This window comes from Sphingobacterium sp. HMA12 (assembly GCF_002933815.1).
Classification (GTDB): Bacteria; Bacteroidota; Bacteroidia; order Sphingobacteriales; family Sphingobacteriaceae; genus Sphingobacterium.
Map to the genome: position 1 here is coordinate 14,563 of NZ_BEYR01000008.1, position 24,489 is coordinate 39,051.

At 42.2% G+C, this 24,489-nt stretch carries 15 protein-coding genes and 2 tRNA genes; 6 read left to right on the plus strand and 11 right to left on the minus strand.

What is annotated here, in order from left to right:
• Positions 1–2: 2 nt before the first annotated feature.
• The 8 genes from HMAT_RS25420 to HMAT_RS25455 form a co-directional block, all read right to left on the minus strand.
• A complete protein-coding gene (locus HMAT_RS25420; protein WP_104385652.1) occupies positions 3–2,285 on the minus strand; it encodes an FAD-dependent oxidoreductase in 2,283 nt (760 codons plus the stop codon).
• Positions 2,286–2,348: 63 nt separating this feature from the next.
• Complete coding sequence (locus HMAT_RS25425; protein ID WP_104385653.1) at positions 2,349–3,026, minus strand: GDSL-type esterase/lipase family protein; 678 nt, start codon at positions 3,024–3,026, stop codon at positions 2,349–2,351.
• 137 nt (positions 3,027–3,163) lie between these two features.
• Positions 3,164–4,543 (minus strand): SGNH/GDSL hydrolase family protein, encoded by a 1,380-nt coding sequence (locus HMAT_RS25430; protein WP_199768767.1) that lies wholly within the window; start codon positions 4,541–4,543, stop codon positions 3,164–3,166.
• A gap of 86 nt (positions 4,544–4,629) precedes the next feature.
• A complete protein-coding gene (locus tag HMAT_RS25435; RefSeq protein WP_158656150.1) occupies positions 4,630–6,075 on the minus strand; it encodes a hypothetical protein in 1,446 nt (481 codons plus the stop codon).
• Between the two features lie 22 nt (positions 6,076–6,097).
• The gene (locus HMAT_RS25440; RefSeq protein WP_233789604.1) at positions 6,098–8,743 is read right to left on the minus strand and encodes a glycerophosphoryl diester phosphodiesterase; all 2,646 of its coding nucleotides are present in this window, start codon (positions 8,741–8,743) and stop codon (positions 6,098–6,100) included.
• A gap of 5 nt (positions 8,744–8,748) precedes the next feature.
• Positions 8,749–9,633, minus strand: coding sequence for a DUF5017 domain-containing protein (locus HMAT_RS25445; protein WP_104385657.1), 885 nt, complete (start codon positions 9,631–9,633; stop codon positions 8,749–8,751).
• A gap of 31 nt (positions 9,634–9,664) precedes the next feature.
• Positions 9,665–11,230, minus strand: a complete 1,566-nt coding sequence (locus HMAT_RS25450) for a RagB/SusD family nutrient uptake outer membrane protein (RefSeq protein WP_104385658.1) — start codon at positions 11,228–11,230, stop codon at positions 9,665–9,667.
• Positions 11,231–11,247: 17 nt separating this feature from the next.
• Entirely contained in the window at positions 11,248–14,385 is a 3,138-nt protein-coding gene (locus HMAT_RS25455) for a TonB-dependent receptor (RefSeq protein ID WP_104385659.1), read from the minus strand.
• Positions 14,386–14,634: 249 nt separating this feature from the next.
• On the opposite strand from HMAT_RS25455, the gene HMAT_RS25460 reads away from it, so the two are divergent.
• Positions 14,635–15,645, plus strand: a complete 1,011-nt coding sequence (locus tag HMAT_RS25460; protein WP_199768768.1) for a GntR family transcriptional regulator — start codon at positions 14,635–14,637, stop codon at positions 15,643–15,645.
• Positions 15,646–15,904: 259 nt separating this feature from the next.
• Here HMAT_RS25460 and HMAT_RS25465 read toward each other — a convergent pair.
• Together HMAT_RS25465 and HMAT_RS25470 are read right to left on the minus strand one after the other, a co-directional pair.
• Positions 15,905–15,978: transfer RNA gene (locus tag HMAT_RS25465), tRNA-Pro, on the minus strand.
• Positions 15,979–16,188: 210 nt separating this feature from the next.
• Positions 16,189–16,623 carry a hypothetical protein gene (locus HMAT_RS25470; protein ID WP_158656154.1) on the minus strand — a complete coding sequence of 145 codons (435 nt, stop codon included), beginning with the start codon at positions 16,621–16,623 and terminating at the stop codon, positions 16,189–16,191.
• Between the two features lie 247 nt (positions 16,624–16,870).
• Here HMAT_RS25470 and HMAT_RS25475 point away from each other — a divergent pair, with 247 nt between their 5' ends.
• The 5 genes from HMAT_RS25475 (at position 16,871) to HMAT_RS25495 (ending at position 23,468) form a co-directional block, all read left to right on the plus strand.
• Positions 16,871–17,299, plus strand: coding sequence for a hypothetical protein (locus tag HMAT_RS25475; RefSeq protein WP_158656156.1), 429 nt, complete (start codon positions 16,871–16,873; stop codon positions 17,297–17,299).
• An 82-nt stretch (positions 17,300–17,381) separates the two neighbouring features.
• A complete protein-coding gene (locus HMAT_RS25480) occupies positions 17,382–18,770 on the plus strand; it encodes a TolC family protein (protein ID WP_104385662.1) in 1,389 nt (462 codons plus the stop codon).
• Positions 18,771–18,781: 11 nt separating this feature from the next.
• On the plus strand, positions 18,782–21,940 hold the full coding sequence (locus HMAT_RS25485; protein ID WP_104385663.1) for an efflux RND transporter permease subunit: 3,159 nt from the start codon (positions 18,782–18,784) through the stop codon (positions 21,938–21,940).
• A 6-nt stretch (positions 21,941–21,946) separates the two neighbouring features.
• A complete protein-coding gene (locus tag HMAT_RS25490; protein ID WP_104385664.1) occupies positions 21,947–23,041 on the plus strand; it encodes an efflux RND transporter periplasmic adaptor subunit in 1,095 nt (364 codons plus the stop codon).
• Positions 23,042–23,048: 7 nt separating this feature from the next.
• Complete coding sequence (locus tag HMAT_RS25495) at positions 23,049–23,468, plus strand: hypothetical protein (RefSeq protein WP_104385665.1); 420 nt, start codon at positions 23,049–23,051, stop codon at positions 23,466–23,468.
• 536 nt (positions 23,469–24,004) lie between these two features.
• Here HMAT_RS25495 and HMAT_RS25500 read toward each other — a convergent pair.
• Positions 24,005–24,078, minus strand: a tRNA-Pro gene (locus HMAT_RS25500).
• Positions 24,079–24,489: the final 411 nt, after the last annotated feature.

A 24,489-nucleotide genomic window follows, 5' to 3' on the forward strand; every position in this document is an offset into this window, starting at 1 on the left:
GACTATGCATAACACCTGATAGCGAAAACGGCAGCTGATACATTTGGAGAAGGGTGCTCAAGAGATATCATCAGCTGGTCTGTACTACAAGGTTCCGAAAGTTCTATCACGTTTCTGGTCTGAAAGTTGCCCCGCTGCGTATAAATAGTCTTCCCATTTCCATCTTCAATGCTATAATTCCGCACACAGAAGGGCATAACGGTCTCAGGATGGGTCATTAATACGGACTCCATCGCATGATCCCAGTCGGTATCAAAATTAATTTCGATCCTTCTTATGGTCTGTTTCTGCGTCCATTTAATTGAAATTATAGGCTTATTATCGTCTGTTGCAGCAACCCAGGCGTTGGGACGAATTGTCGGCCGATCAATACCATTACGCACATTTTCGATCCCAAAGACGGACAGTCCCGATGATAGCTGAATGGCGAGATTATGTCCTTCGGGCCGGCGTTGTGGCGTCCAAAATTCAAATGAATCCACTCCAGATCCTGACAGGGCGACCTGTTTTCCATTATTTGAAACCGCTTTATTCACTCCATTAAAAACAGAAAGCAATCCAGATATTCGCTGAGAGGTATAGGCCAATCGCACATGTTCGTTTTGGAGAAATGTAAGGAAAACATATTGATCCTCATGTATCTTCAATCCAAAATCCAACGTTACTGTTTGAGCACCAGATTTTACATTAATTTTAATTTTTCCCAGCTCGTGATCTGGCGTAAAACCACCTTTCCTTTCACTGCTTCTCAGCGCTACTTCCAATATTGTTGGCTGCATAGCTTCAATCTCCAAAAGAAAGATAGGCAAGGTACCCGCAACGACAGGAAGAAGTTGTGCGGCGGAAATGTCCAGATTTTTCCACAAAATATTTTCTTTGGAGAACCCTTTAAAGTCCAAATTGCTTGAAGAAGTGAGTTCTGCCTGCTGTACAAGATCGCTGTTATCAGACAAATGAAAACCTGGTATATACTGACCGGCTCGTTGAAGCTCTTTTTGCAATTCGGTCATATAATAAGGTTGACCAACTTCCCGTGGTACAAGTTGATGTTGAACACATAGTTTTGCAGCAATCCCTACAGCCTGTGCGACATACGCACATGTCGCCATTACCCGAGTTGCACCAAATGCAACATGGGATACACTGATCAGGCGACCCGCCAAAAAGAGGTTTTGAATATTACGACTATATAAACAGCGATAAGGGATATGGAAAACACCTTTACTATGCCATTGGTTGCAGGGCTGACGTTCGCTAAAGACACCATCCGCAGGATGCAGATCGATGGACCAGCCACCATAGGCTACGGCATCTTGATGTTGACGCTGCTCGACCACATCTTTTTGTGTCAGGATATAATCGCCTTCAAACCGACGGCTTTCTCGCTTTCCGGGAACCATTCCAACCCACTCCAACGTCAGCGTGTCAGCTTCAGGAAATTGTCCTGAATTTTTGATATAATCCCACACACCATAGATGATTTTCCAAAGTTCCCATTTGATCTCTTCGGTATCGTGCACGGTATCTAGACGTCCACCATACTCCACCCACCATAACTTACAGCCATGCTCTTTGGCATTGAAATTTTTGAACCGTGGTATTTCTTTGGTAACATCCATGGCAAAAGCAGGGGCAGTATAAGACACTGATTTTCCGACATCTTTGGTATAGAAATAGAGTGTATGCCCCAAAAGCTCTCCATAGGAAATATCTGGTGCCATAGCCTCATCAAATTCTTCCCTTGTTTCAGCGCCCATGCGGAAAGCCGCTCCAGAGAGAAAACCGATTATACCATCTCCAGAAGCATCGCAAAATAAAGATGATTCAAGGGTATATTGTGTGGAATTCTGGCTGCAAAAAGCACTTAATGATTTGATCCGTTCATCAGCTTCTTTGTGGACTTCATAGACACTGGTATTAAGCAACAATCGGATGTTGGGTTCTTGTTTTACCTTGTCAAGTAAAATCATATCCAATATAACGGCATTACCCTCGGGGTTGCGATACACATTTTCAACCAATATTTCGTCAATAACCCCACCTTCTCGACTCCAACGATTGTTGTTTCCCATATGGGAAGTGGCACCCAATATCCACAATCTAACCTCACTGGAGGCATTCCCCCCAAGTACAGACCGATCCTGTACCAATACCACACGCAAACCTTGCCGAGCTGCTGTAATCGCAGCACACACGCCAGACATACCACCACCCACAACCGCTAAATCGGCGGTAACAACTTCATTCTTTAATGTTCTGGAGATTCCTCCCTTGCTATAAATCATATATACTTTCTTTTTTATCTAGTTTATCATCTTATTCACCCCCTTATACTGGGGTAAATTTGTCTATTTTATAAATTCGGAAATTACATCTTTCCAAATAGTGTACCCCTCGGCGGTTAGGTGCAGACCATCCTCCCGATAGTATGCCGGAACTAAATCACCGTGAACATCCAGCATTTTAGAATATACATCCGCGTAGGCAGTCCCAGATTGTTGTTTTAAAAACTGTTTAATACGCCCATTAACCTCTTCGATCTGTATTTTATCTTTCAATCGGCGCGGTGAAGGTTTGATGGAGATATAAATTATCTCAGCATACGGTTTGGTTTTTCGTATTTCACTAAACAAGGCAGCAAACTGCTCTACAATACGATCTGTAGACCAATGCAGCCCAATGTCGTTGTCGCCTTCATAAATAAAAATTTGCTTTGCATTATATGGTGTAATCAATCGGTCTCTATAGGTATACAGATCTATTGTCTTGGTTCCGGAGACCCCTCTATTCAGTACAGCCTGACCGACGAAATCGTCCTTGAGCGTTTTCCAATTTTCAATGGTCGAACTACCAACAAATAAGATGACATTGTCGGGTGGTGGATTTTGCTTATCCAGACGTTCATAGCGCTGTATCTTTTCCTCCCATTTCTGCTGCTGTGTCAATACAGCTTGGGCGTAGGTAAAAGATATACTCAAACTGAGTAGTAGACAGCCGAATAGCTTTATTAATTGAATTGCTTTCATCTAGTTATTTTTTTATTCATTACTCGATTTTCCCCTTTAAGACATTCATAAGTATTTATTTTCAATAGCATTCATGAGCTCAATCGTTCGGTTCACTCGGTTCACGCTGCTTTCAAATCACGATGATTTCATACTTCTTATTTTCTAGCAGTATTTAAAATTGGTTTCCCGCGTAACAGTATCCGTCCTAAATAAATTACAGATGCGTCATATTTCTCGGGGTATTGAACAATATCTTCTTGTTGAGATGGTCCCAAAATCATCCTTTTATCGGCTTTCAATGGCGATATACGAAAACTGATTTCATGCCTCCCTTTTGGCAATTTGATCAAATCATATTGACCTCGATATCGATTATTACAGTAGGCATTAAAACGATTCAACAGAGTATCACCCTTATCCCCTATTGTCATTTCATACGGCTGAAAACTATCTGACTGTAATTTCTGTAGTTTTACCTGACGGCCATCTACCCATACCTCAAGCTGCCCCACCTCGGGTCCGCCAATATCAAACAGACCAAATATATCGCCTTCAAAAGTGAATGAACATCGCGCTCCCTCTTCCCCAGCTACCATCACCGTGTCAAACCATCCATTGAACGCCTTTAATTTGGATTCTTTTGTAGGAAGGACGGCCCATTTAGTATCAAAATCAGCAATATCAGTAGGCATGTACATCCCTGCGATATCCCATTCATCAGATATCAGCGGATGAGGCAATGGATGTATATCCATTTGTGAACGTCCTTTCATCTTCTCAATCCCACGGGCAATGGCTGCAGCGTAAAGATCACCACCTGCTTTCAGCGGGTGGATTCCGTCTGTAGAAAATAAAATACGTTCTCCTGCTGAACCTGCATTTCCCTTCCACAACAACTTGTCCTGAGATTCCAAGCGCGCAATCTCCATTCCCAAATGTATTGTAGGAATACTATAATGATCGGCCAATGCTTCCAAAGCTTCAATATGTGGCGGTATCTTTCCATTATTATATACCTTGGTTTGTGCAGCCAAGATGGCATAAATTAAACAGATATCGGTATGCTGATCGTGTTGGATAATCTGCCTGACCATACCTTCCATGCCTGCTGCATAGGCGCCATTGACTGCAAAGTCTATGATAACCAGATCGGGGTGCTGTGTTAATACCTGCTCCTGAACTCTAAAGGCCCCCAAATCCGTACCTGTTCCAGATACGCCAGCATTGACCCAATTAAATCGGGTGGATGGATAACGTGCCTGCAAATAGGTGGAAATCTGCATCCGGTAACAATAATTTGCTTGTGTCAGGCTACCACCAATAAATGCGACGGTCACATCTTGACCATTGGTAATTTTAGCAAGAAAATTAGGAATACCACCGCGAACTATACACTCGTCATCTCGCTCAAAATCACTTGGATGAATAAGCTCCTCTTTATGGAGATCCACAGAAAATAATAGCTGCGAGGCGGTACCTTGTGAAGCTGCAATCTTATCGAGCTCCCTGGTATTCTGCGCACTCAAATCAGTCATTGTAAAAAAAAACAATAGGATCGTTATGATTAATTGATAGCTACGCATACCATTTGAATACAAGTTCTCGTAAAATATTTTTAACATCAATCTACAACAGTGATATTCGAAGTAAAGGAATTCGCGACGATATCAGATTGCAACATATTCCTGCCCCCGACCTTTACGTTTTTGAAGGTCACATCTTTAATCATGTGCTCCGCATCATAACCCTCGAAGGTTGCCGCTGTGGCACTGCTGACACAATCAATAAATCGAATATTAGAAATGGTTCCAGGTCTATAGACTGGATTTGAATTCGAGTTCTGCTTAATATACATCAGCACGAATCGTGTATTTCCGATGGTCTCATCACGGATCCCTTCGAAGGTGATATTCCTCACATCAGCCCAATCCGAATGTGGTATCGCCACAGAATGACCTCCCCAAGTCATTTTGGCTATATCAATATCTTTGAATGTGAGCTGTTCGACACTACTGGTTTCTAAGGAAGAACCTATACGAATACCTACGCCCACCTGGTTTTTCCAGATCATACAGTCGTGGGCGCTACAATTTAAAAGTGGTGTTTCACCATCTGCAGCCGCATTTGTTGCGTGCCAACCAAAACCATCATCCCCCGATCCAATAAAACAGTGGGAGAAATGCACATCTTGGCATCCTGAACCCAAATCCAAACCATCATTGTTCTGCCCGAAGCTCAATAGATTGAGATGGGAAACGTTGACATTCGACGAATTGACCATGTCCACTTGCCACCCTAAAGCGGCATGCCGAACGCCAAATCCCCGGAGTTCCACATTTTGACTACGGTAGACTTTGACAAAGTTTCCAGCGACAGGAGCAGTACGATCATCAATATAACCTCGACCGATCAATTTGACATTAGACACATTTTCGATCAATACCTTTCCTCTTAAAATTGCTCCCTCTTCTAAATAATAGGTTTTATTAGACTCAAGTTTAAAAACTCCGTTTACGCCATAATGTATTCCCTTGGCAAAAACAACCGCCCCAGGTTTATAGGCACTGTAATCGGGCGATCCAAATAATAGCAAGGGTGCTCGACCAGGGATAGCTAACGCATAATTGTAATATTCCGGAATGCTAAATGTCAATTCATTTCCATTCTTCACAACCGGAATATTCAATCTTTTAGGCGAAAGCGTAAAATTTGAGAATGCGCTATTACAAATAATCTTGACCTGTGTACCTGGCACATACTTAAACAATGCGGTATGTACATCCGTCTGTCCACCATTTTGGTCCAGATCATAACAGGTTTCTTGCCATACGTCCAAGGTATCATTGTTGACGATAACCTGATAAGCCAGACTTTTCACCATCGGTGAATCCAATTGCCCGGCAGCGGAAGCCATTCGTGCAAGTTTATGCTCTACTTGTTGTTGATTTTGCTGTTCATTTTGCTGTAAGCTCTTTTCGATCCCTGTACAACTTAAAACCGTAAACATTAGTCCAAAGAATCCGGGTAAAATCCAACAGTTTTTTAAGTGTTTAATGTTGCTATTCATACTATTAGTTGATTTTAAATGGTTATTGATAGTTGATTTTCATTACTTTTAGTCCCGTTGCCGGCAGGGTGATTTTCCACTCCGGAGATGCTGGCATTTCTATTTCATGTTCGCCATTGGCGTTGAGAAGATAGGCCTCCAGCTGACCTGATCCAAACAGACGCTGGGATTGCCCTTTATCCACCCTGAGCTGAATCTCCTGCTGATCCACACTATTGTTCAGCAAAACAATATAGAGCTGCTTATCATCGCTGTTCGTTGCCAGGATATAATCTATTTGTGCATTATCAAGGTTGATAAGTTCCTTTTTCATTTTCAAATCGACGGGCGTTCCAAATATCCTCCCTTTATCAAAACCGTAGCTGCGATGTGGCCCAACTTTAGGTGTTATAAATCCACTGGGAAAGGAGATTTTACCATTGGAACGAACCGCTGCTTCGGAGATTAGATAATCGGTAATCCATCCCAATTGCCACCAGGCATGATGTGGAAATGGCCCTGCCCCTTTATTCATCGCATCCCAGTAATAAGAGGCGACTCCGGTATTGGCATCCACAAAAGCATCCCGTCCCCAAGCTGCTGCTCTTGCCATATCCAGCAATAGGCTGTCTTTCGTTTGCGCATAAAGTCTTACAAACAACCCCGCATGACTCGATAGCAGAATAGGACCATGATGATTTGCAGAGCCCATAATACCTCCATGTTCAAATCCCAGCCCCGCTTGACTGATTTCCCAATCTTGACGAGCAGTCCCATTCACGCGCTTGAGCTCCCGAGATGGGATGGGATGCGTATAGATCGATGTTGTATAATATCTGGCGACCTGATAAGCCGCTGTTTGATAGCGTGAATCCTTGGTCAATGTATACATGTCGAGGAGGGCCTGTATAGACTGTGCCGTCGCAAAATCAGGTGCAAATCGCGTATCACCACAAACACCAAGGAACCATCCTTTTTTTGCTGCATGTTCGACAAACCAGTTTGCGGCCTTAATTGCGCCAACTCGATATTTTTCGTCCTTTAACAACTGATGCGCAACCAATAGTCCATAAAATGTTGGTCGGAGATCGGATATGTCCTCAAACATAGCACGCCCTGACTTATTATCATAGGCAACCTCCCAATGCCCATCGGGATGCATTTTTGACAGCAACCAATCTGCGGCTTTACGCAAGGCTTGTTTAAGATCAGATCGATCTGGTTCAAAAAGTAATATATTGCCGATATCCATCAACATGTAATAGCTGGTGCCAATGGGCTCGCTATACGGCCCCCATTCTTCGGTAAACTGTTGACTGCGATATAGGTAATACTGCCCGGCAGCTGATCCATAAAAGAACCCAGGTTTCCGCTGTTGTTGCTGCAACTTGAAGTTTAGGGCTGCAGGGAGTCGTTGCTGTTTGAGTGTGGTATCTCCAGTCAGTCTAGCCAGCATCCACATCGCACCATAATCGGAATTTTTCATGGCATCTTTTGCAGATCCATACACACCTCCCAGATAATCCTGAGCACCAATCATCGTATTCTTATCATTCACGGTCCGCCACTTGGAAGTACTATCTGCGAGGACATAATCATACATCGCGTAAAGACGATCCGTTAAGGAACGATTCGTCTCTTTCAATTTTAAAAAATCACTAAACTTATAAACATCTTTTATCACATGCCCTAGGACATTGTACCACGAAGTTTGCTGAATTGTATAGCGAAAAGAAAATGTTATCTCTTGTCCTTCGTTCAAGTAAGACCCTGCCTCACCCAGTACTGGATGATAGAGTGTCGGTGTAAGCTCGTTATTTCGATTCATCAATGACAATCCAAGTTTCCAGTCCGCATGAGTCTTTGTGTCTTTCAACCAGGGATCCCTCGCAGTTCCGGGTTCAGCTACGGTCGCTAAAGTCACTCCAGATTGTGTTGTTAATAGCGCCGCTAATGTAGAGGCCGTACGTTCACGGACAATGACTGGGCGATCAGGAATACCATGTCCGTAAGCGTAGGCATCCACAAAGTCAGGATTGAGCGCTGCTCCTTGGAATAATCCCGGAATCATCGCCCATTGAAACTGCTTGCGATCACCAATCGCCAGTGATGGCGATGACAAGGAATAATAACCGCTTTGTTTCGCTTTTAAAGTCATCTGTACACGGATATCATGCGTATGATCTGGATCAAGTTTCCATTCTTCTGACAGGGCAATTTTTTCGTTTTCGTATTGAAATCTCAACCCCGAGTGTAAAGTTGAAGTCACTGCAGTCGGTTGATAGTGCAATACTTCTCCTGCAGTATTCAGGCTCACAGGCGATAAACTTTGTGACCAGATTGGAATTACATAGCGATATTGAGAGTCTGGAAAATGAATGAGCTTCCCATCATGATCATAAACAGTTGCAGATTTATCTAGCGGCTTATTTTTGGCGTAAAGGATCGTTCGCTGCTGTGTCGCCATCGTTAGCTGCTTTTTTCCTCCCGCTCCATCTTTCAAGGCGAGGGATTGAAGCTGATAGCCATTTTTACCCTCACGCCAGATCAGTTGCATCACACTATTTTCTAGGCGTACATCAGCCTCGCTTTGTGCGAAAACACTTGCGAAGCATAAAAATGGCAGTATCATCATCGTCCTCCATACCCCAGCGCAATGACTGTATCCTCTACTATTTAACCGTTGCATATCGATCATGGTGTAATGGTTATTGTCACTTCGGCGTACCCTGCTTTACGACCACTGTACCAGTCGGAGGAGGTTTCAAACACAGCTTTATAGACACCTGGGGTCTTGTATACATATTTGTATTCCCGCAGGTTTGAGCTGATGTTTTTTAGTGCTATTCCTTTGTCCGCAATGGACTCCTTTACTTTAAAACCTTTGGTAATCACCCAATCATCATTGTCGGTATCGGATGCAACACCACCATACATCAATAGCTGCGTTGCGGAAATCGTCCATACCTTACTGTCATTTAGAAAACTTACGGCATTCCAGCCCGCATTGGATATCGTAGCAACATTAGTCTGCACGCCTTCTGGCGATACCTTTACCGCATTAAAAGTGCGAATGACCCATCTGTTCTGTTGCGGCTTTTGGAAGTCAGTGTACCGGAATGCCAAATATGTTGATCCCGTGTCAACCGGATTGAGATACGATTTTAGACTTACGGTTCCGGAAGGCGTATTATCTTGCCCTGTGGAGAAAACGGCTTTGTCTGAAATATCGGTCCAAGTGGCTTTGTCAACCTCTTCTCTAGTGTATATTCCGCTAAAATTATTGGAAACGAATAGTTTTAGATTGTCATAAATAACACCCCATTGTACGAGTGTTTTGAAATCTACCTGTAAATCGTTATCCGCATAAAGGCGATCTTTCAAGTCATAGTTGTGTCCGTTCTCTCCAGAATAGAATACAATATTGTCAGGGGTTCCTTCAAATCGGAATACAACGGTATCACCTACCTTGTAACTTGAGGCATTCGTCCTGACCTCCATATCGGCACTGGCAATATCCTCTTTCATACAACTGGCACACAATACGGCCAGCATGAGATACATCATCGATATTTTCATCTGTGTCTATTTATTTTTTGATCCACTAGATTTACCAACCTGGATTTTGGACAATCTGTTTATTAATGGTTATCTCTGTATTTGGTATGGGAAACAGCACATTTCTCTCCGTCGTGTTCAGGCCAGCATTACCACCATACCGGTGTGCTGCGGGCGCATTGACTGAAATATCGCGTCCCAAGGCATTCATCGTAGGTATATAAATTCCCCAACGAATGAGATCATGTCTCCGGATACCCTCGAAACAAAATTCGCGCAGGCGCTCGTCTTTTATATAGTCCAGAAAGGCTATTTTATCCATTCCGCCAGGCGCATCACTATCTCCATTAACCTCATTTAACGCCTTACCAAAAGCTCTCCTACGCACTTGATTGATTGCTTGGTAGGCGGCAGTAGTTGGGGATTCGTTGACCTCATTTTCTGCCTCAGCTTTCATCAGTAATACATCGCTATACCTTATAATTGGAAAATTGGTTGAATTGGCACTTCTTACTTTGGTACCAGTCTCATATTCCCGTCTCCATTTTCCAGGGTTTCGATCATAAAGTTGAGCTCCACTATAATATTGTTTTTGCGTAACTCCCGCAGTAGTCACAAATCGGTAGGGGCTAATACTCCAATCGCGCCGCATCGTATCTTTCTGACCAAACAAATCGTATAATTTGGCTGTAATCCGCATTGCTCCGCCCGAATATCCAATACGTTCATCGGGACATTCTATACCGTTCTCAATACCAACCATACCAGCCTGATCGATGTTGCCGATCTTATTTCCAAACATGCCAACTTCCCAAAGACATTCTTTCGGTTCATTGATATCTTGTGAATGGTTGATAAATATTTGCTTATAATTGGGATTCAGCTGATGCTTTCCTGAAGCAATCACTTTATCCGTATATTCGATAACATTTTGATAGCGAGCGTGGTCATTGAGAGGCTGTCCTGCCATTTTTAAAAACACACGGGCCAGTACGGCCTGGACGGCTGTTTTGCTCACTCTTTCATTAGCCACTACTCCACTTTCGTGAACCAGGTTTTCGGCTTCCTGCATATCTTTCACAATTTGCGTATACAAAGCCGCCAGTGTTGCCTGAGCTGGGTAAGGGTCGTTGGGAGACTGCGTAGAGGACAGTTTTAAAGGTACTTTTCCAAAGAAATCGGTCAATATATAATAGTAATATCCGCGCATAAAGAGTGCTTCGCCCTTGATGGCGTTTCTTTTGGTGATATCCATCTCCACACGATCAACATTTTCCAATAATAGATTTGCCCTATTTATCCCTTCGTATAAGGTTTCCCATAGTCTAGTAATGTCCAAATCGGCAGCGTCCATGACCATCACTCGAATATTGTTTATTGATATATTTTTGAAATAGGCCTCATCACTAACGACAAGATAACTGAAAAGTCCACGACTGTACATCCGCCCATAGGTATCGATCAGTCTGTTATAGACCCCATTGAGGCTGTTCATTAATTCGCTTTCATTTCGAAAATATTTTTCAGTGGTCACAAAGTCAGGTTCTTTATCCAGCAATTTGGAACATGAACTGGTTAGACAAGCGATACATATGGAAAAAATAAAAATGCGTTTCATCTTGATCAAAGGTTAGGTTAAAAATTAAGGTCAATTCCTACAGTCATCGTACGAGGGCGCGGATAAGCAGACCAATCAAACGAAGGGGTCAATGCTCCAGGACGGGTGCTCACTTCGGGATCAAGCCCTGAATATTTTGTCCATGTAACTAGATTTTGTGCAGCCACATAGAGTCGTATGGATTTCATTCGTAATTTTCGGAGCTGATCAGTACTGAATGTATATCCTAAAGACAAGGTCTTTAGTCGCAAATATGATCCATCCTCAATCGTTCTGGAAGAATAAACTGCTGGCCCCTGACCGCCGACACGATATAGTGCGTTGGTCTGGTTTTCTGGCGTCCAGCGATCAGCGAAAGAAGCAAACATATTCAGAAAACCACGGGCGACAGGATCTCCGCCTTCAAACTCAATGCGATTGGCATTTAAGATATCCCCACCATAGCTCCATTGTAAAAAAACATTCAGATCGAAGTTTTTATAATTGAAGTTATTATTAAATCCGCCGATATGTTTTGGATTTGGATTGCCTATTATTGTCAGGTCATAATTGTCAACCTGCCCATCGCCATTGATATCCTTAAAGCGAATATCACCTGGTTTAATGCTTGCTCTGGGGACTCCGTTATTGGGTTGCCCCGCTTTTAGTAGGTAGTTTCCGTTGACGAGATCAAAATCTGCGTACTGATAGACACCATCAAAAAGATACCCATAAAATAAGGCTATTGGCTGTCCGGGTATTGCGATATAGGGATATGCATTATTGAAATTTCCCCAGGTGACACGTGTTGCCAAACTCGGCTCTCCTTCATTGAGTTCAAGGACTTTATTTTTATTAAATGCAATATTAAAACTTGAACTCCATGAGAAATTTGGAGTCTGCACGTTTTTGGTCTCCAATGTAAATTCGATTCCGCTGTTAGATACCCGACCGATATTTTTGAAGCCTGTCAGGAATCCCATACTGGGAGCCAAGGTTGCATTCAATAATAGGTCACGTGTCTCCTTGTGATAATAATCTGTTGTAAGGGACACTCTATTCTTGAGTATGGAGAGGTCGAGACCAACATTGGTTTGCACGGTGGTCTCCCATTTTAAGTTTGGATTTCCAAGATTCGTCGGCACCATTCCCTGACCGGCACTGTTACCTACACTGTAGCCTGAAGCGGGATTCATCTGTAAGGCCGTTAGTGATGCATACTCTGATACACGATTATTTCCGGTAGAACCTATGCCAACGCGCAATTTCGCATCACTGATAATCTTGATCGGTTTCAAAAAGTTTTCCTCTTTCAATCGCCATGCAAAAGACCCCGAAGGGAAATAGGCCCATCTATTCGATTTCGGGAATTTGGAGGAACCGTCACTTCTGAAAGACAATGTCAACAAATACTTTGATCGATAATTATAATCAACTCGCCCCAGGTAGGATATCAGTCCATTGGATGCGTCAGTCACTGGCGCCATCGTAATCTGTCCTTCGTCCAGGCCTTTAATACCTAATGATTCATTGGGTACCAAGATGGACGTAAATCCGTTGGTATAATTTCGGACATCTTGCACAGTGAACCCGACGACCGCCTTTAGCCGATGCCCCCCATTAAATTTCTTATCATAGGACAGCGTATTCTCATTTAATAGATTAGTAACTTCATTATTCCAAATAGAACCATTTACTTTATTGTTTGAAAAGGGATGTCCTGCTCTGGATTTTGAGTTAAAGAATACTTCCCGTCGTTGGTTTATACGGGTATAGCCACCAGTTGCCCTAAACGTCAACTCCGATCCCAATTTATATTCCAGATAACCATTAGCAACAAGATTTGTACTGAACAGGGGATTATACTCATTCTGCACAGCTAGATAAGGATTGATCCGTAAATCGGTACCTAAGCTTGGGTCCATATCCGGATCAAAAAGATCGTCTATCAAAGAAGCATCTGTCAACGCATTTCCAGTGATTGGCCGAAACCCCCAGAGCCCATACATCAGGCTCGCAGTCGGGCTAGGCTGAGATTCTGACACCACGGTACCATACCGTTTAAAGGCCGTATAGTTTAGATTCAAGCCTACTTTCAATTTGTTATTTATAGTCTGATCCAGCACTATTCTTCCTTGATATTTATTAAATCCACTGTTTAGGATTATCCCATCCTGATCCAATAATGATCCAGAGATTGCATATCGTGTACGATCGGTCCCCCCACGTATCGCTATAGAATGATTGTGGGTAACAGCTTTTCTAAAAACTTTGTCCTGCCAATTGATTCCCTCCATATTGCGATAATCTTCAAGAGTTTTACCATCCTTTAGGTATATATTTGTATACAGGGTGGGATTCTGTTCCAATTGATATTTCACAAATTCGTATGGATTTAGCAGTTCTTGCGTTTTTAGGATCTGATTGAGTCCTACCCAACCGTTGTAGTTAATGACCGGGGTTCCAACTTTACCTTTTTTGGTTGTAATAAGAATCACCCCGTTGGCTCCTCTAGCGCCGTAAATCGCTGTTGCCGAAGCGTCCTTCAACACCTCCAAAGATTCAATCTCTTCGGGATTAATGGTATTCCCAACAGATGTTTCGACCGGAAATCCATCAACGACATAGAGTGGAGAGTTATCTTGTGTGACCGAGTTATTACCCCGAATCACGATACTGAGTTCCGCTCCTGGTTGTCCATCATTTGAACTTACCTTAACGCCAGCCACCCGACCGGCTAAGGCTTCCTCGAAATTGGCGACAGGGGCTTTACGCATATCTGTCAAATTAGCTTGACCTACAGCTCCCGTCAGATCGCGTTTGGTTGTTGTCCCATAGCCGATGACAACAACATCATCGAGTATTTGTTCGCTTCGTGAAAGCTGGATATTCTGGGAACGATCCAATCTGGCCGCATGCTTTACAGTAACATAGCCAACCATTGAAAAAAGTAACAATTCACCTTGAGAGATGGGCGATATAGAAAAATTTCCCAATGAGTCTGTGGAAGTTGTTACAGTTTTATACTGATTAGATACTGTAACTCCGACCAAAGGAAGCCCTTCCACATCCATCACTCTTCCTTTGACAGAAGTGGGCTGTTGTCCAAAGGAGGACAACGTTAGAAAAAAAATCCCCAATAAAAGCAGAGCCGCCTTTAGATGAAATAGAGTCATAATAGTATTTATAATTAGTTATCCGCCGCAATCTAGTCTGGTCTAGACTGGTTTGCTTTTATAAAAGTATAAATTATATTTACCCCTGCAAAAAAAAAATTAAAAAAAGATGTAGTTTCTTCTTGAGAATATCTTCAAGGGGGGAGAAAATCATCAAACTTATTCCGTTATCTGAATAATATCAAGACTTGCATATAAAAACAAGTTTATCTAAGTTTGACTCTATTATCGTAAATGACTATTCATCACATGTCCACTACAAACGAAACAGGCAACGGGTCTCGCATGAAGTATCTTCAATTAGTAGATCACATTCATGCATTGATCGAAAAAAATGACCTACATATTGGAGACCGTATTCCCTCTTTAAATCAATTGCAGGACCAACTCGGCATGAGCAAAGAGACAGTCTTGAAAGGTCTTAATTATCTACTCGAAAAAGGGATAATTGAGTCTGTCTATCGCAAAGGATATTATGTAAAGAAAAAACAGGTGGAGCATTCTTATCGCATCCTGTTACTTCTGGATAAAATGAATACCATGCGCGAACAGATTTATCAATCTTTATTAGTTGAGACCAAAGGGACCGCAGCGATCGACGTCTATTTTCATCATCACAACTTTAATGTCTTTCGCAATATTATCACCGAAAACATCAACAACTATACGCATTTTGTTATTGTTACATTCCTGAAAGATGACCCATCTCCGATCATCAATCTCATCCCTCCGAACAAACGGATTATTATCGACTACAATCAATTGGGACTCTCCGGAAATTATACGGCTATCTATCAGGACTATGAATACGATATTTATAATAGCCTTTCCTTATTGCAGAATAATATTCAAAAGTATCAAAGGATTATATTGATTGCACATCCCGAAGCTTTACATGCCGAACATGTCATCAAAGGTTTCGTCCGGTACTGTGAGGAATCAAGCATCAATTATGACATTATTCCAGATGTAAATGAGACAAAGTTTAAGAAGCATACGGCCTTTATCACCTTTAGTCGCTACGATTCGGATGACGTATCCTTAATTAAATTGGCAAAGAAACATGGATTTACATTGGGCGAGGATATAGGCCTTATTTCCTATAATGATACTGACGTTAAAGAGATTCTTGAGGGGGGAATTACGGTAATATCTACTGATTTTCGGGCGATGGGAAAAGCCGCAGCTAAGGCTATACTTCAAAAGAAAACTTTAAACGAACGCAATCCTACCCAAGTTATCATTCGGAAATCTCTTTAACATTGTGTGGCTGAACCTCCTACGGATCGAACCTCATGTCAACTTAAGAGGTCGCAGAATCTCTCCACGGCTAGAAACAAAAAAAGCTCTAACTTTCGTTAGAGCTTCTCAGTCGGGGTGGCAGGATTGGCTCAACCACACAAGGCCCATACACAACCCTGAGCCTCCTTCGGATCGAACACATAGCAACTTAAATGGTCGTAGGCTCTCTTCCTGCCTAAAAACAAAAAAAGCCCTAACTTTCGTTAGAGCTTTTCAGTCGGGGTGGCAGGATTCGAACCTACGACCTCCACATCCCAAATGTGGCGCGATACCGGGCTACGCTACACCCCGAAAAAGGTATCACCTTTGTTTTGTGTGGCACAAAAGTACACTAAAAATATGTTGTTTTCAAAATTATTTTCAACGACACGCTTAACCAACTGATATATTGACAAATAATTTAAAAAAGACCAATAAACAATATATTTACAAACGAAATGTCCTTAAATAAATGGTCAGCAGATTTTAGATTTAGCTACTGACCATCTGACCTCGTCTAGATTACCAGCTTCTTTTAATTACCATGGTGGTTTTAATCGCCCCCTGCTGATTAACCAGTGTGAGCTTCGATACTGTAGAAACAATATTTTCCTGAATTTTATATTCAACACCATCAAAAATCATTGTTTTTGAATCAGGCATACTGTAGTCATAAGCTACCGCAGATTTATCTTTTTTCTTATGCCAGGCGCCATCTTTATCAAAATTAAGTGTCTCGCCCTGCTCCATCATTTCACGGGTCACATTTAACTCAGCAACACTATTTCCTGAAACGGTTTTAGTCCAGCGTTCCCAATTCCCGGTCCGAATTATATTCAGTGCAGCATCCCTTCCAATATTATCAACGGTTTCCTTACTGCAAGAAGTCATTCCCACCGCAATTACTCCAAGCAATAGCAGCATCCAATTCTTAAAACTCATTTTTAATGTGCTCATAATTTATTTTTTGGGGGTACATTTACAAGTATTATACCAAACTCTAACACCCCCTATAGTTACCTCCGATAAATTTGCCTCGCATTAGTCTTGGAGAAATGTTATAAAACTTTGATGAAATTGTACAAATAACCCTTTAAAAGAAAAAATATATTTGCATCACTGATACGTAAAGCCATTGCGATTTGTCTAGCACCCTATGATGCTGGCGATTTTACCGGCAATTCAACAGATAAATTAAAAACAGGTGAAAAAATTACTCGTCATCTTTCTTTCCATGATATACTCGGTATTGGCCTTAGGCCTTACACAGTACCAGCATATTTGCAAAGGAACAGCTGTAAAACTGTACAGCTGGACGAATACCGAAAACCCTGACAACAATAAACCTTGCCCGATCTGTTCTTCAAAGGACAAGAAATTAAACGAAAAAAAGAAAGACTGCTGTAAACATCAGTCCAAACTGGTCAAACTCAACGACAGCATAAAAAAGCAATCTCACTTTGACTTTTCGGTAAAATTTTGGGGTTCGGCCATACCCAACCAACTGTTGGGAGCCTTATTTGATATATCCTTTGTCAATAGCGATAACGACAAACACCTCACTTATCTATCCTTAAAAAGCCCCATCTGGAGCAATCCGCTCTATATCCTTCATTGTACTTATCGAATTTGATAGCATACATCTTGTAAATGCTTGTGGTGCCTAAACAGGTACCACCTTAATTCTTGATGTCTACTAACAAATTTTATTTTCGATGAAATTAAAACTCATTGCATCATTGGGTGTAATCTGTGGAATGAACCTACATGGCTTTTCACAGACCTTAAACCTCGAAGATGCCCTCACACGTGCCGTTGAACAGTACGACCAGATAAAATCAAAGCAATTTGTTGCATCGGCAGCAAAACAGCATACTGCCTTTCAAAAACAACAATATCTTCCGGATCTCACCTTAGCAGCACAACAGAGCTTTGGAACAATAAATGCCCAACATGGTCCTATGTATGCCCATGGCGGTCTTGCATCGGGCGCAACTTCCATGCCCCTAGCGGAGCAAAATTGGAATGCCGCATTTGGATCGCTCTATTTTGCCAATATCAACTGGAATGTATACACCTTTGGAAAGATCAAAAATCAGGTGATCCTCGGCTCAATAAAGGAACAGACAACCGAGGCCGATCTTGTACAGGAAATCTTTCAGCACAAAATAAAAACAAGTGCCGCCTATCTGAATCTACTGGCGAGCCAACGGATAAAATATGTCCAGGAGAAAAATCTGGATCGCGCGCAGGTATTTTATGAAATGACTGCCGCTAGGGCGGAAAGTGGGTTAATCGCCGAAGTGGACGCTCAATTGGCCAAAGCGGAAGTTTCCAATGCAAAATCCCTACAGATCAAATCGTATGACAAGGAGCTGGAGTACTCAAAACAACTCGCCATCTTGTTAAATGATGATTTTAAAACATATCAACTGGATACGACTTATAATACCAGCATCCCGAACAGCACGGTAGCGCCACTTGCAAGTTCCGTAGAAAAACATCCATTCCTGCTATTCCAAAACAGCAAAATCAATGAGAGCATACAAACCGAGGAGATCCTAAAATCCAATCGCATGCCCTCTGTTTCCGCTTTTGGCGTACTACAAGGACGTGGAACCGGTTTCGATTGGAACTATATGCAGGATAACTCGGCATACTCTTCAAATTATTTTAAAGGAGTGGGTATAAACCGAGCAAACTATTTGCTTGGCGTTTCATTAAGCTGGAACTTGACTAATATCTTCCGTTCTGATACCAGGAACAGAGAGCAAAAATTGTATACCCAGGCAATCCAAAGAGAACATGAAAAGCATAAAAAAGATTTTATGGCGCAGTCTCTCCTCGCCGATTCCCAGCTTAAAAATGCCATTGACAACTTCAAAGAGACTGAAATTCAATTGTCTGCCGCCAGTCTGGCTTACAAACAGCATAAGGCACTGTATGAAAATGGTCTGACAACCCTGGTTGATTATACCCAGGCATTGTATAGTTTAAATAGAGCCGAGATCGATTATGAAATTGCACAGAATAATGTTTGGCAGGCCTTACTATTGCTAGCCGCCGCGCAGGGTGATTTCAATATTTTCCTTCATCATTCTTAAATCTATCCTTTATGAACATCATCAAATTTGCCTTGCAAAGACCAATATCCATCATGGTTATTGTCATTGGCCTGTTATTCTTTGGTATCAAAGCGACCAAAGATGTCAAAGTAGATATCCTACCCGAAATGGATCTGCCTGTCGTTTATGTAGCCCACTCTTTCAACGGCTATACCCCACAGCAGATGGAAGGTTATTTCACCAAAATGTACGTCAACATGCTCCTGTTTACCAATGGTATTAAGAGTATAGAATCAAAGAATACCCAGGGATTGACACTCATGAAAATTGTTTTCTATGAGGGTATTGACATGGGGGAAGCAATTGCAACCATCAATGCACTATCCAATCGTTCGCAGGTATTTTTACCTCCAGGCGCACCACCACCGTTCATCATCCGTTTTGATGCTTCCTCCCAACCTGTCGGCCAATTGGTCTTTCGCAGTAATACGAAAACCAACAATCAACTACAGGACATCGCGAACTTCAGTGCCCGACCATTCTTAATAAAGATACCTGGGCTGACAACAGCTCCACCTTTTGGCGGAAGTCCACGGACAATAGAAGTAAACATAGATCCTTACAAACTACGGGCGCACAACCTGTCTCCGGAGCAGGTTGTTGAAGCCATCAGTAGAAATAACATCACCTCTCCTTCCGGAAATGTCTATATCGAAGACAAAAACTATCTGACACCGACAAACAATACGGTAAAGAAAATAGAAGAACTGGGGGAAATTCCAATCTTTAAATACACAGTAGACAATATATACATCCGTGATGTGGCAACCATAAAAGATGGTGCTGATATCGCTACAGGTTATGCCCTGATTGATGGAAAAAGATCGGTTTATATTAATATCGCTAAAGCAGGAAATGCTTCGACCCTGGATGTTGTCAATAAACTTAAAGAACGCTTGCCCGAAATCCAGCGAAATATGCCTGACGATGTTAGCATTTCTTACGAATTTGACCAGTCGGTCTATATCAGCAATGCCCTGAAAAGCCTGGTCATCGAAGGAATTCTGGGCGCTGTCCTCACCGGCCTGATGGTGCTTCTATTTCTGAACGACCGCAGGGCAGCACTGATTGTAATTATGACCATCCCTATTTCGATTATTTCTGGTATTTTATTTTTGAAGCTATTTGGACAGACCCTCAATATCATGTCCTTATCGGGACTAGCATTGGCTATTGGAATATTGGTCGATGAAAGTACGGTAACCATCGAGAATATCCACCAGCATTTTGCCCTTGGGAAAACACGCGCCCAAGCGATCTGGGATGCCTGTAAGGAAATTGCTTTTCCGAAACTTTTGATCATGCTCTGCATTCTGGCCGTATTTGCCCCTGCCTTTATGATGACCGGTATTCCCGGCGCATTGTTTATGCCTCTTGCGCTGGCAATCGGGTTTTCAATGATTGTTTCGTTTTTATTGTCCCAGACTTTTGTACCCGTGATGGCCAATTGGATGATGAAACATGATCCCGAAACATGCCATAATCCTGCACACAAGAAAAACTGGTTTGATCGTTTTCGCGAGCGCTTCCTGCATCTATTGTCAAATCTGGTCGCCCGACACAAGATAATCGTAAGCTTAAGTTTGATTTTTGCATTGGTAGCATGCTTTTTCTTATATCAAGGAATTGGTAAAGATGTATTGCCTGCGGTCAATTCCCGTCAGTTTCAGGTACGGATAAAAGCCCCTGAAGGTACGCGTATCGAAGTAACCGAAGGGAAAGTAAAACAGTTTCTAACCCTTTTAAAAGATAAAGTCGGTCCTGATAATATTGCCATATCATCGGTTTTTATCGGTCAGCACCCTTCCACTTTCGCCGTTAGCCCAATTTATTTATACAATGCCGGGCCACACGAGGCCCTGATGCAGGTGGCATTGAAGAAACTCAAGGGTAATTCGGATGAACTAAAGGATGAACTCAGAAAGTACTTTCATGAAAAGATGCCGGAGATACAGCTCTCTTTCGAACCCATTGAACTTACCGAGAAAATACTGAGTCAGGGCACCAATACACCTATCGAGATCCGGATCTCAGGGATGATGAAAAAGATGAATCGCATGTATGCGCAGAAACTTCTCGGAAAGTTAAAGGAGATCGACTACCTGCGCGACCAACAAATCCCCCAGTCCATGGATTATCCGGCCCTACAGATTAATATCGACCGGACAAGAGCGGCACAACTGGGACTCGATGCACAGGATATCGCAAAGTCACTGATTATTGCTACCGCATCCACACGTTATACCAATAAGAATTTTTGGGTTGGTGGAATGATGGGAATTGCCTACGATGTGCAGGTTCAAACGCCACAAAATATATTAAACAGTAAAGAAGAACTGGAGAATTTAACACTTTCTAAGAATGCAGACCGTCCTGTTCTGGGCGATGTCGCAACAATCACAGCAACCAAAGAACTTGGTGAAAGCTATAATTTGGGGACAATGGGTTACACCACGGTTGCCGCAAATCTGCATAAAAAAGATCTGGGACAGGCTTCGCAGGACATTCAAACTGCTATTGCATCTTTGGGCGAGCTACCAAAAGGTATCAATATTGAAGTCGCGGGGATGGCACCTGTATTGAATGAGACGATGAGTAATCTCGCTACAGGTCTATTGGTTGCCGTTGTGGTTATCTTTTTGATGCTTACAGCAACTTTTCAGTCCTTTCGGATATCACTCGTTATTCTCTCTACGGTTCCTTTTGTGATCTTAGGAGCTTTGGTACTATTAAAATTAACCGGTTCGACACTCAACTTACAGTCTTATATGGGACTCATTATGTCTGTCGGTGTTTCGATTGCCAATGCAGTTTTATTAATCAATAATGCAGAATCGCTACGACTGAAAAACCAGAATGCATTAACCTCTGCCATGGAGGCAGCCAAGCTTCGGATCCGTCCCATTATCATGACAACTATTGCCATGGTTGCAGGGATGTTACCGATGGCTATCGGTTTTGGTGAAGGTGGAGACCAGGTCTCACCATTGGGCCGCGCTGTTATCGGAGGTCTTCTTTTTTCAACCTTCTCCGTACTGATCGTCCTCCCGCTGGTATTTGTATGGATACAGCACAAAGCAACAACAACCTCGCCTTCTTTGGATCCTGAAGATGAGGAAAGCATTCATTTTGTTAAAACAAAAATCTAATTCTTTATGAAATTTAAGTCAATCATATTACCAGCAATTGCGCTATTATTTAGCGCATGCGACCAAGATACAAAAGAGAACAACGGCGCCACAAAGGAAACCCCAAAAGCCGCCAAAATAGGATCCATGCCTTTGATGACCATCCCGATTGCCAAAATGAATCCTACTGTTCCGTTACAACTGGCGGGCGAACTAAAACCTGATCAGGAGACAGCATTATTTGCGAAGGTGCAGAGTTATGTCAAGACGATCCATGTAGATATTGGTTCGAAGGTCAGCAAAGGGCAGATACTTATGGTGCTGGAAGCACCCGAGTTGCAGGCTCAAATAGCCAATGCAAAGGCCAAAATACTTTCGCAAGAGGCAATTTACACTGCAACAAGAGCCAATTACGATCGTATGTTTCGGGCAAACCAGACTAAGGGTGCTATTGCCCGCGATGCTCTGGATCAGATTACCGCACAAAAACTTTCGGACGAAGCCAGTGTAAAAGCCGCTCGGGCCGCCTATACAGAAATACAGGATATCAATCAGTATTTAATTATCCGTGCGCCCTTCAACGGCATCATTACATCCCGAAACACAGATATTGGCGCATATGTAGGCCCCATGAGTGGAACACCTTTGCTTGTCATCCAAAATTCGTCTAAGCTCCGTTTAAATCTATCGGTTCCGGAAGCACATGTTCCCTATGTAGCCATAGGGGATACAGTCAACTTCACTGTAAGGGCACTTCCTGAGAAGAACTTCCAAGCAACAATAACCCGAAAAAGCGGCACACTGGATCTGAAGTTACGATCCGAAAAGTTTGAAGCGGACTTTATCAATAACGATCCGGATCTTAAACCTTTTATGGTCGCTGAAGCAAAAGTTCAGCTTAAAAACAGCAAAGTAACTTTCTTTATTCCACGTTCGGCATTGGTCGAAGGCAACATGGGAATCTATGTCATCAAAAATACTGCTGGAAGCGCAAAGTTTATCCCGGTAAAAAAGGGAAGAATATTCAATGATAAAATTGAAGTTTTCGGCGAACTCATGGAGGGCGACCAACTGATAAAAATGGCCACCGAAGAAATCACAGAAGGAACAAGTATTAAATAGAAAATATATGGAAATTTTAAGATCAATGCTATTTTCAGCTTTATTAATTACGCTGACAATAAGCTGTGGCAGTCCTGAAAATACAACCAACAATCCGGTTTTGCCATCTGTAACGCAAAAGCAATTTGGTTATGAAAAAGGACAACAGGTGCCGCAGGATATGGTCTGTATGGTCAATGACGAATTTATGGGCAAAAAGCAAATGGCGGTACCTTTGGATGGAAAGATCTATTACGGCTGTTGCGAAAATTGCAAAGAGAGAATCCCAAAAGATGAAAACGTACGATATGCCATAGATCCACAGACTGGATCAAAAGTAGATAAAGCAAAGGCCTACATTGTCCTTATCGGAAATGAAGGTCAGGTTGCCTATTTCGAACATCAGGACAACTATAAGTTGTTTCTGAAGCAGAATAAGGTATTATAGCCATACAGTAAAGAAGATCAAATCGATGGGGCTGCCCAAGTGCAGCCCCATTATTAAAGATCGCACAACGGTCTATTTTATATCAGCTTTAATCGCTATTCCTCGGCTTCCAACAGTTGAATAAACCGCTCACTCAAAGGTGAAATCTCGTAATCTAGGGTGTGGATTATGTATTGTTCAACAAGATGGAAAATTATATTGGTTGTTGACTATGAAAAAAAAGTTATGTACATCACACTTTTTCAGTCAGATGGCAGTATTGGCTCAGCCCCCCTTGCCCAAAGACTACTCTGAACCCTTTGGGTCGAACCTCGTAGCTCCTTAAGAAGTCGCAGGATCTCGTCCTGCCTGGAAACAAAAAAAGCCCTAACTTTCGTTAGAGCTTTTCAGTCGGGGTGGCAGGATTGGCTCAGCCACCCAATGCCCAAACACGACCCTGAGCCTCCTCCGGATCGAACCTTATAGTCCCTAAGAGGTCGTAGGTTCTCATCCTTCCTAGAAACAAAAAAGCCCTAACTTTTGTTAGAGCTTTTCAGTCGGGGTGGCAGGATTCGAACCTACGACCTCCACATCCCAAATGTGGCGCGATACCGGGCTACGCTACACCCCGAAAAGGTATCACCTTTGTTTTGTGTGGCACAAATATACGCTTATTAGGCATTCTTTGCAAGCATAAATGTAAAATAAAAGTAATCAGCTGATCTATTGAAAGATATTAACGATTATTTATATTTAACTTTTAAGTTAAATATAAAACCAATATGCGAAGCAGGATAATTACATTCCAAAAAGCTTTATTCGCTTTACGGAGGCCTAAAAAGGATCGTGCATAACATAATGTAAAAATCAAAAATGACAACCTATTGTTATAAAACACAACTCAAAAAGCTTTATGAGATAAAATTATCCCTTTAGTTATTCAAACATAAAATAAATATTTATTTTTCTCAAAACACAGCACAAAAAAGCGACCTCAGGTTGAATTTCAATAAATTTGTAGCCTTTTGGTTAATAATACTCA

What these genes read in the sequence shown, in the direction of transcription:
- HMAT_RS25430 (WP_199768767.1), bottom strand. Translation starts at nt 4,543, where the DNA reads ATGACTGATTTGAGTGCGCAGAATACCAGGGAGCTCGATAAGATTGCA.
- HMAT_RS25495 (WP_104385665.1), top strand. Translation starts at nt 23,049, where the DNA reads ATGGAAATTTTAAGATCAATGCTATTTTCAGCTTTATTAATTACGCTG.
- HMAT_RS25460 (WP_199768768.1), top strand. Translation starts at nt 14,635, where the DNA reads ATGTCCACTACAAACGAAACAGGCAACGGGTCTCGCATGAAGTATCTT.
- HMAT_RS25485 (WP_104385663.1), top strand. Translation starts at nt 18,782, where the DNA reads ATGAACATCATCAAATTTGCCTTGCAAAGACCAATATCCATCATGGTT.
- HMAT_RS25450 (WP_104385658.1), bottom strand. Translation starts at nt 11,230, where the DNA reads ATGAAACGCATTTTTATTTTTTCCATATGTATCGCTTGTCTAACCAGT.
- HMAT_RS25440 (WP_233789604.1), bottom strand. Translation starts at nt 8,743, where the DNA reads ATGCAACGGTTAAATAGTAGAGGATACAGTCATTGCGCTGGGGTATGG.
- HMAT_RS25435 (WP_158656150.1), bottom strand. Translation starts at nt 6,075, where the DNA reads ATGAATAGCAACATTAAACACTTAAAAAACTGTTGGATTTTACCCGGA.
- HMAT_RS25420 (WP_104385652.1), bottom strand. Translation starts at nt 2,285, where the DNA reads ATGATTTATAGCAAGGGAGGAATCTCCAGAACATTAAAGAATGAAGTT.
- HMAT_RS25480 (WP_104385662.1), top strand. Translation starts at nt 17,382, where the DNA reads ATGAAATTAAAACTCATTGCATCATTGGGTGTAATCTGTGGAATGAAC.
- HMAT_RS25445 (WP_104385657.1), bottom strand. Translation starts at nt 9,633, where the DNA reads ATGAAAATATCGATGATGTATCTCATGCTGGCCGTATTGTGTGCCAGT.
- HMAT_RS25490 (WP_104385664.1), top strand. Translation starts at nt 21,947, where the DNA reads ATGAAATTTAAGTCAATCATATTACCAGCAATTGCGCTATTATTTAGC.
- HMAT_RS25455 (WP_104385659.1), bottom strand. Translation starts at nt 14,385, where the DNA reads ATGACTCTATTTCATCTAAAGGCGGCTCTGCTTTTATTGGGGATTTTT.
- HMAT_RS25425 (WP_104385653.1), bottom strand. Translation starts at nt 3,026, where the DNA reads ATGAAAGCAATTCAATTAATAAAGCTATTCGGCTGTCTACTACTCAGT.
- HMAT_RS25470 (WP_158656154.1), bottom strand. Translation starts at nt 16,623, where the DNA reads ATGAGCACATTAAAAATGAGTTTTAAGAATTGGATGCTGCTATTGCTT.